Source organism: Candidatus Cryptobacteroides sp. (genome assembly GCF_056207615.1).
The window spans coordinates 19,786-27,792 of sequence record NZ_JBAEER010000099.1 but is presented as its reverse complement, the minus strand read 5'-3'; the positions used below and the strand labels follow the sequence as shown (position 1 = coordinate 27,792).

5 protein-coding genes are annotated in these 8,007 nt (G+C 54.3%); 3 read left to right on the top strand and 2 right to left on the bottom strand.

Translation table 11 applies throughout. From position 1 onward, the window contains the following. The 3 genes from AC06ND_RS06130 to AC06ND_RS06120 form a co-directional block, all read left to right on the top strand. The coding region (locus AC06ND_RS06130; protein ID WP_475678113.1) for a RagB/SusD family nutrient uptake outer membrane protein at window positions 1-1,450 on the top strand (1,450 nt) is incomplete at its 5' end. 30 nt (window positions 1,451-1,480) lie between these two features. Continuing rightward, window positions 1,481-2,467, top strand: coding sequence for a DUF4859 domain-containing protein (locus AC06ND_RS06125; protein WP_475678112.1), 987 nt, complete (start codon window positions 1,481-1,483; stop codon window positions 2,465-2,467). Next, window positions 2,451-4,736, top strand: coding sequence for a DUF6055 domain-containing protein (locus AC06ND_RS06120; protein ID WP_475678111.1), 2,286 nt, complete (start codon window positions 2,451-2,453; stop codon window positions 4,734-4,736). Before AC06ND_RS06125 ends, AC06ND_RS06120 begins: the two co-directional genes overlap by 17 nt. 85 nt (window positions 4,737-4,821) lie before the next feature. On the opposite strand, the gene AC06ND_RS06115 is transcribed toward AC06ND_RS06120, so the two are convergent. Both AC06ND_RS06115 and pepT read right to left on the bottom strand, forming a co-directional pair. Next, on the bottom strand, window positions 4,822-6,777 hold the full coding sequence (locus AC06ND_RS06115; protein WP_475678110.1) for an OPT family oligopeptide transporter: 1,956 nt from the start codon (window positions 6,775-6,777) through the stop codon (window positions 4,822-4,824). Window positions 6,778-6,780: 3 nt separating this feature from the next. Further along, window positions 6,781-8,004: a peptidase T gene (gene pepT / locus AC06ND_RS06110; RefSeq protein WP_475678109.1), complete on the bottom strand. Its 1,224-nt coding sequence runs from the start codon at window positions 8,002-8,004 to the stop codon at window positions 6,781-6,783. Between the last annotated feature and the right edge of the window lie 3 nt (window positions 8,005-8,007).

Below are 8,007 nucleotides of genomic sequence, written 5' to 3'. Positions count from 1 at the left end.
CATGGACATGAGTTCAGATGTATGGGGTGTTCCTAACAGAATCGGTATCGGTTGGGGTGACCTCTACATTCCTATGCACAAGCATGACTTCAACTCAGAGCTCGGTTTCCTCGAGCAGAACTGGGAGAGCAACTATGCCGGAGTCAACGCATGTAACAAGATCCTCGCGAACGAGGCTATCACCGCGAACGAGAACATCGTAGCACAGGTACGCGCCTACAGGGCACTCTACTACTACAACCTCTTCGACCTTTTCCGCAACATTCCTCTTGACACCACTTTCATCCACGAGGCAGGCTGGACTCCTGAGCAGTCAGATCCTAAGGCTACCTTCGAGTGGATCGAGAGTGAGCTCCTCGCAGTCGCTGACCTCTGCCCTTCAACCATCGAGATGGGTAAGATCAACAAGTACGCTGCCCACATGATCCTTGCAAAGCTCTACCTCAACCACAATGCATGGTTCCAGGATGACTCAGACAAGTCATGGTACGGCAAATGTATCGACGAGCTCGAGAAGGTGATGGAAGGCGGTTTCAGCCTCTCTGCCACCTACAGCTCGAACTTCATGGAGGACATCTCTTCAAACAAGGAGATCATCTTCGGTATCCCTTACGAGAACAAGTACGGTGGCGGAAACTACATGGCTAACCTTTGGTCACACAATGCAGGCCGCGCTCGCTGGAACTTCTCTGGCTGGGCAACCGGTGGTGGAATCGTATTCCCTCAGTTCCTCGACACCTACGAGGAGGGCGATACCCGTATGGACGTTACCTGGACCGGTGGCCAGCAGTTCGCAATGGACGGCAGCGCCATCATGGTAGACGCTGAGCCACTCGTATACACAAGAGAGCTCCACAGCATCGACAACCCTGGTTGCTATCCATTCGAGAGCTACCGTCTCATCAAGTACGAGATCAAGAGCGGCGACTTCGGTACCAGCTATGACGACGTTCCTTACTTCCGTCTTGCTGACGCCATGTACATGAAGGCAGAGTGCCTTCTCCGTCTCGGCGGTTACAAGGGTGAGACCACCCAGGACGCTGCTGACCTCGTTACCGCAGTCCGCATGAGGGCATTCGGCAACGACGCAAGCAAGGCAACCGTTACCCCTGAGCAGCTCATCGGTGGAAGTAGCTACAACTACGGCCACAGGGAGAACACTGCGAAGATGGGTGAAGAGGATCACTGGATCATCACCGAGGAAGGTGGTGCTGACATCGAGTTCGGCGGTCTCCTCGACGAGTATGCTAAGGAGTTCGTCTGCGAGGCACACCGTCGTGACGACCTTATCCGCTTCAACATCAAGGGTACCAACATGAACGTTTACTGTGGTAAGTCTTGGTTCTGCAAGGATGCTGAGTCCGATCGCCACAGCGACATCTTCCCTATCCCTAAGTCTGCCCTCGATGGCAACATCAAGCTCAAGCAGAATCCAGGCTACGGTATGTAATATGTCGTCAACTGATAAAGAATTATTAGCATGAAAAAGAATATTATCTATATCGCAATGGCATGTCTCGCTCTCGGCCTTACCAGCTGTAGCGACGATTACAATGCTGCCAGCCACAAGCACGTATACGGCGAGGGCGAGGCTCCTTACCTCCGTGCTGACGTAGCTGCTACCATCAACGTCAATGCAGAGTTCCGCAGAGGTCATGTGTCACCTGTCACTATCGACCTCAACGACTACGCTGAGACTATCCAGAAGAACCTCGGCATGTCAGTTTCAGATATGCTCGCAGGTGTAAGCAACGGATCTATCGTATTCTCCAACATCAACACCAACAGGGGTGCATGGGATCTCACCAAGCCTACCTACGGTGCCAATGGATGGTACTATACCGCTGCAGGTAACATCGCAGAGAGCGCCAATGTCGGCACCATCACCCTCGATGCTGCAAACAAGGCTCTCATCGCAAGCGTAGCTGACGACGCTGCCGCAGGTACAACCTTCGCAATCAACGTCGGTTTCGCAATCAAGAACGGTCAGAACTTCGACGACTATGTTCGCTTCAAGGTTCAGTACTCAGTATCTGACCCTGGTCTCATCATGGAGTCATTCTCTATCCCAGAGGGCGACTATGCTGCTTACGAGCTTGTCTTCGCGAACCATAAGGACGCTGTCGAGAAGGGCCTCGGCATGTCACTCGAGTCATTCCTCGAGATGGCTGCAGATCCTGATGACGACATCGCCATGTACATGGTCAAGGCAGATGGTTCATGGAGCATGAACGACAGCTACACCGCAAACGGTATCGGTTACTGGTGCGACGGTGAGGGCAATGTCCAGAACTGGGGCGACGGCTGCTGCTACTATGTCGAGACATGGGCAGAGGACGGTTCTGTAGGTATCGGACGTTATCCTGGTATCGCTTCTGGAACTCAGAAGACGGTGCACTTCGTTTACGCAAGCAAGTCTGACGCTTCGAAATTCGTAGAATTGGTTTGCAATGCAACATTCGAATAATCTCTCAGTCAGGAGCGCGATTGCGCTCCTGATTTTTTCTGCATCCGCAGCTTTCACTGCCTGCGACAACAAGCCGGTCGACAATGGTGACAAGACCATTGAGGTATCGCAGACAGTGGTCAATGCGGCATGGAATGACGTTGAAGGCTCAGTATCCTTCACAGCACCTTATGATTGGAGCGCCTCACTTGCAGGCAACGAGTCATGGATCAAGCTCACCAAGAGCTCAGGTGCTGCCGGTGCTGTAAAGATGCCTTTCATCCTCTCCAAGAACGACTCGGAGAACTATCGCGAGGCCAAGATCATTCTCACTTCCGGCAAGAGCAAGGCTGAGGTGACCATCCACCAGGATGCCAACCCTGACGCCGTACTCGTGATGGACAAGTCCAAGATCAAGGACTACGACAAGTACTACTGTCCAAGGCCATACAACGACGGTTTCGAGAAGGGAGCGGACTACATGCTCCGAAGCGACGCGAAGTGGTCATGGTGGAGAATGAAGCAGAGCGAGCACTTCTTCGTGTTCTGGATGCCAGAGTTCGGCGACGACCCTAACGCCGCTTCTGTTCCTAACGCGCTTCGCGTGGACGTGGACGACCTCCTCGCAAAGGCAGAGCAGTTCTACGAGACCAACGTGAAGAAGTTGGGAATGGCTGAGCCTGGCAAGGGTGAGAGCCGCCTGGATCAGTACAAGATGCAGATATATCTCCTCTATCAGACCGAGTGGCTCGCCACAGGCTCCGGATATGATGATACCATCGGCGCCCTCTGGGTAAATCCGAGCACCTGCAAGCCAGTGGGTTCTACCATCGGCCATGAGATCGGACACAGCTTCCAGTATCAGGTATCTGCGGACAAGCTCTACAACGGATCGGGAAGTCTTACCGACTTCGGTGCGAACGTAGGATTCCGCTACGGATACGGCACGAACGGTGCAGGTGGATGTGCATACTGGGAGCAGTGCGCACAGTGGCAGAGCTTCCAGGACTATCCTCAGGAGGCATTCGGCTACGATGTGAACGTATGGCTCGCGAACCATCACCGCAGCTTCCTCCACGAGTGGCACAGATACGCAAGCTACTGGTTCCAGTTCTACTTCACCCAGGTGCACGGCATCAAGGCATTCTCCCAGGTATGGAGAGAGAGCAAGTATCCTGAAGATCCGCTCCAGGCTTACATGAGGCTCTTCTGCAACGATGACCTCAACACCTTCTACGAGGAGTACTTCAACTATGTCCAGCATTGCGCAGCTTACGATTTCGATGCAGTACACCAGTACGCTACCGACGCTGCGAAGAGCTACACCACCCACCTCATCAAGAACGAGGCAGGCAACTACCAGGTAGCATACGACAACTGCCCAGGTACCACCGGATTCAATCTCATTCCTCTCAACGTAGTTGCAGGAGAGACCGTCAAGGCTAACTTTGCAGGCATAGAGCCAGGAAGCGAGCTCTTGGCAGAGGATCCTGGTCAGGTGATCGACGGAGACGGCAAGGTAGTCGCTACCGTGAAGAAGTACAACAAGACCAGCAACATAGACGAGAACTTCAGATACGGCTTCGTATCGGTTGACGCCGCTGGAAACAGCACTTACGGTCAGATGTACTCAGGCAAGACAGGCGTCGCAGAGTTCGATGTCCCTGCTGATGCCGCGAAGCTCTATTTCGTGGTCGTAGGTACCCCTGACACCTACAAGCGCCAGGCATGGGACGACAACGGACAGAACGACGAGCAGTGGCCTTACGAGTTCAGCCTCGTGAATACAGACCTCCTCGGCAACGTCATCATTCCTGACGGCGACCCTGAGGACTGCAGCCTCGAGCATGAGGTCAAGCTCAATTCAGGCGTAGATGCATACGTACTCGGCAGCATGAACCTTCTCGACAACGGCGACATGATCGCCATCGCGAAGGCATTCAAGCTCCAGCCTAGCACCATCTCGTCTATCACACTCGCTACAGTGGATTCAAAGGGCCCTGCAGACGGACAGATCGCATTCGGTCTCACTCAGCCTGACGGCACTGTAAGCTATGCATACTCAGCCAACGGCCTCGGATTCTGGTGTACAGCCGATGGCAAGGTCGGCAGCTGGGGAGCTAACGACCCTGTATACTTCGAGTATGACGCAGCCACCTTCAAGCTTGAGTACGGTCACAGATACGGAGTCACTTCCGCCGGTGCAGAATACACCGTGAAGCCGACTATGGTCTACAACAAGGGCGGCCACCTCTACAAGGCAGTGATAAGCCTCAAGATGGCCTTCTGATACGATGCAGGCAAGTCCTGCACACCAATAAGACGAGAGAGGGTGACCGCAAAGGCCACCCTCTCTTCATATATTATATTACAAGTTATTTCTTGTCGATCTTCATCGAAGCGACGATCATGAATATGATCAGCGCGACGTAAGGGAAGATTGCCACGATATCTGCACCGCAGGCGATCTTGCCCGCTCCGACGGTGTTCCATCCGGCCATCCACCAATCGACGTCAGCAAACTTGAGGATAGCGCTGACGACACCCATGAGAGCACCACCGGCGATGAATCCGGAAGCAATGAGCGTACCCTTCTCCTGACGTGCATCGTTGAGAGCCTTGTCCTGGCTGCGTGTGCTCACGTACCATGAGATCGCGCCACCGACGAGAAGCGGAAGGTTCAGGTCGAGCGGAATGAACATACCGAGGCAGAACGCAAGCGCAGGCACCTTGAACACGGTGAGAAGGATTGCGATCACGGCACCGATGCCATAGAGGAGCCAAGGAGCGCTGCCACCGTTCATCATAGGTTCGATGACTGCAGCCATCGCATTCGCCTGAGGAGCAACGAGAGCGTTGTCACCAGAGAATCCGTAGGTTCTGTTGAGTATCATCATGACACCGCACACTGTCGCAGCCGCAACTATGGTTCCGAGGAACTTCCAGGTCTCCTGCTTGGCAGGGGTCACGCCTGTCCAGTAACCGATCTTGAGGTCGGTGATGAAGCCGCCGGCCATGGAGAGAGCGGTACATACGACGCCACCGATGAGCATTGCCGCAACCATTCCGGTGTCACCACGGAGACCGCAGGCCACGAGGACGAGGGCGGTGATGATGAGGGTCATGATGGTCATGCCGCTGACAGGGTTGGTTCCGACGATGGCAATCGCATTCGCTGCGACGGTGGTGAAGAGGAAGGCGATGATGGCAACGATGAGAAGACCAATCACTGCCTGCCAGATATTGTTGACGACTCCGCCGAATGCGAAGAACGCGAACACTGCGAGGAGGGTGAGTACTATGCCCATCACGACGACCTTCATGGAGATGTCCTTCTGGGTCGGATCCTCGTCTGCGACAGCTGCACCCGGTTTCTTGCTGAACTCGCTCACTGCGAGTCCGACCGCTGACTTGATCACGCCTGCAGACTTGATGATGCCTATGATACCGGCAGTTGCGATACCGCCGATGCCGATATGGCGTGCGTACTCCTTGAAAATGGTGTCCGCACCCATGTCACCGATGGTGGTAGCGATGCCCGTGCCCATGAGATCGATGACGCTGCCGCCCCAGATGAGGTTCATGAGCGGTATGATCACGAGCCATACGAGGAACGAACCGCAGCAGATGATGAACGCATACTTGAGTCCGACTATGTATCCCAGACCGAGCACCGCAGCGCCGGTATTGAGCTTGAGCACGAGTTTGGCCTTGTCAGCTATAGCGGAACCCCATCCGACGATGGTTGTGGAAAGGGTCTCGGACCATGCGCCGAAGGTGGATACGACGAAGTCATAGAGACCACCGATTACGCTGCTGACCACGAGTACCTTCGCGCTGCTGCCGCCATTCTCTCCGCTGGTGAGCACCTTTGTGGTTGCCGTTGCCTCAGGGAAAGGGTACTGTCCGTCCATCTCCTTCACGAAATACTTCCTGAATGGGATGAGGAAAAGTATGCCGAGGATACCTCCAAGGAGCGATGAGAGGAACATCCTGAAGAAGTTCACCTGAAGCTCAGGATAGAGGAGGTTTCCGTCGATGTCAGTCTTGCCCTGGAGGATATAGATCGCAGGGAGGGTGAAGATTGCACCGGCCACGATGACGCCCGAGCATGCACCGATTGACTGGATGATCACGTTCTGGCCGAGAGCATTCTTCTTACCGAAGGCGCCAGAGAGGCCGACCGCGATGATCGCGATAGGAATCGCCGCCTCGAAAACCTGTCCGACCTTGAGGCCGAGATAGGCTGCGGCTGCCGAGAAGAGCACGGTCATCAGAAGGCCGAGGGTCACCGACCAGACGGTAACCGGAGATTTCTGCTGATTGCCCATATCTTACTCTGCGTAAAGGTTGAGGATATTGAGGATGACTGCAGAAGCAGCCTTCATGCTCTCGAGAGGGATGAACTCCATCTTGCCGTGGAAGTTGAGACCACCGGCGAAGATATTAGGACAAGGAAGGCCCATGAAGCTGAGGTTCGCACCGTCGGTACCGCCGCGGATAGGCTGCACCTTTGGCTTGATGCCGGCCTTCTCCATTGCGAGCATGGCCTTGTCGACCACGTGGAAGTGAGGCTCGACCTCCTTGCGCATATTATAGTACTGGTGACGGATCTCGACGCTCGCGGTTCCTTCCCCATACTTCTCGTTGATCTTTGCAACACAGTCCCTCATTACCTGCTTCTTCTCCTCATAGAGTTCCATTGAGTGGTCCCTGATGATGTAAGAGAAGCTTGCCTCCTCGACTGTTCCATTGTAGCTCATGAGGTGGAAGAAGCCCTCATAGCCTTCTGTAAGCTCCGGCTTCTGGTCTGCAGGAAGGAGAGCATCGAGTTCGATACCGATGCGGATGGCATTCTTCATCTTGCCCTTCGCATAGCCCGGATGCACGTTGCGGCCCTGGATATGTACGGTAGCGGCTGCAGCATTGAAATTCTCGTACTCAAGCTCACCGACAGCGCCGCCGTCCATGGTATAAGCATACTTTGCACCGAACTTCTCCACGTCGAACTTGACGACACCGCGACCGATCTCCTCATCTGGAGTGAAACCGATCTTGATCTCGCCATGCTTGAACTCAGGATGTGCCATCACATACTGGACAGCGTCCATGATCTCTGCAACGCCGGCCTTGTCGTCAGCACCGAGAAGGGTCGTACCGTCGGTGGTGATCAGGGTCTGGCCCTTGTAGTCGAGGATCTCAGGAAACTCTGATGGCTTGAGGAAGAGGCCCGGAACACCCTTGAGGGCAATCTCAGATCCGTCGTAGTTCTCAACGATCTGAGGCTTCACATCCTTTCCTGAAGCATCTGGGGATGTATCAACGTGAGCGATGAAACCGATGGCTGGAATATCCTTGTCAGGGCAGTTCGAAGGGATGGTACCCATTACATAGCCGTACTGGTCGAGTTCAGCGCTGACACCCATCTCCACAAGCTCGTCACGGAGCATGGAAAGAAGGTTGAGCTGCTTTACCGAGCTTGGCTGAGTCTCTGACTCCTCACAAGACTGTGTGTCTACTGAGACGTATCTCAGGAATCTGTCGAGTATGTTTTCCATATA

Bases quoted from the DNA above. Each gene is read 5' to 3' on its own strand.
- AC06ND_RS06125 (WP_475678112.1), top strand. From the start codon at position 1,481: ATGAAAAAGAATATTATCTATATCGCAATGGCATGTCTCGCTCTCGGC.
- AC06ND_RS06120 (WP_475678111.1), top strand. From the start codon at position 2,451: ATGCAACATTCGAATAATCTCTCAGTCAGGAGCGCGATTGCGCTCCTG.
- AC06ND_RS06115 (WP_475678110.1), bottom strand. From the start codon at position 6,777: ATGGGCAATCAGCAGAAATCTCCGGTTACCGTCTGGTCGGTGACCCTC.
- pepT (WP_475678109.1), bottom strand. From the start codon at position 8,004: ATGGAAAACATACTCGACAGATTCCTGAGATACGTCTCAGTAGACACA.